The 1001-nt window shown below is 65.8% G+C and carries 1 protein-coding gene; it reads left to right on the top strand.

Features of this window, described 5'->3' with window-relative positions; genetic code table 11:
- On the top strand, nucleotides 1–905 hold a 905-nt coding region (locus B3Q33_RS06320), incomplete at its 5' end, for a metal ABC transporter substrate-binding protein (RefSeq protein ID WP_286827236.1).
- Nucleotides 906–1001 lie beyond the last annotated feature (96 nt).

The following is a 1001-nucleotide window of genomic DNA, read 5'->3' as shown; positions in this document are numbered from 1 at the left end:
GCCGCCAGCGACGCTCCTACAGGGTGCTATACGAGGAAGTGATGCGCAGTTTGTGGTTGGTAATGTTGATGATGCTCAGTGCCCAGGCAATGAGCCAGACTCTGGTCGCCAGTGTGGAGCCGTTGGCCAAGGTGCTGCGCGGGCTTTATGGCGACCAGGCGCAGGTGGTGACCCTGTTGCAGGCCAACCAGAACCCCCATCAGCTGGCCCTGTCTCCGCGGCAGGCCATGCTGGTGCAGCAGGCGGATCTGCTGGTGTGGCTGGGCGAGACGGTGGAGGCGCCGCTGGCACCCCTGGTAGCGCGTCGGCAGGGCCCTACCCTGGCCCTGCTGGAGCTGGAAGGCGTCCATCGCCGGGAAGGGGATCATGACCATGACCACGAGCACCATGATTCGGACCACGGCGACGCCACCCTGGACCCGCACCTGTGGCTGTCCCTGGACAACATGATGTTGCTGGCCGGGGCGCTGGCACAGCGTTACCCGCAGGGGCTGAATCAGGGCGAGCCGGCCCGCTGGCAGCAGGCCGCCACCACCCGTCAGGGTCATCATCACCAGGCACTGGCCGGGTTAAGCGACATTCCCTGGCTCAGCTACCACCACCCCTGGGGCTATCTCACCGAGACACTGGGGCTGGCGGAGCCGCTGGTGGTGTCCCGGCAACTGGATGCGGGGCCGGGCAGCCGTCGTTTTGTGGAGCTGGCCAGCCAGATCCGCGACCAGCAGGTACGTTGCGCCATCCGCGAACCGGAAGCCCGCGCCGCCCTGATCACCCGCCTGTGTCCGGATTGCCAGATACACCCCCTGGACCCGCTGGGCCGGGACTATCCGGAGCTGGATTATCTGACCTGGCGAGACCGGTTGGTGGAAGGGTTTAAAGCGTGCCTGCAGGCGGGGGCGGGCTGAAGCTACGAGCTACGCTCGTAGGGTGGTAGGGAAAGGTCCGCAAGTTCCTCAAGCTCCGAGCCTTCTTCGAAGTCGCTGTAGGAGCACCGCTTGAGG

The sequence above is a fragment of the Alcanivorax sp. UBA3183 genome (genome assembly GCF_002364155.1).
GTDB lineage: Bacteria > Pseudomonadota > Gammaproteobacteria > Pseudomonadales > Alcanivoracaceae > Alcanivorax > Alcanivorax jadensis.
The sequence above is the reverse complement of the archived record's forward strand: the minus strand, read 5'-3'. Positions and strand labels throughout refer to the sequence as shown.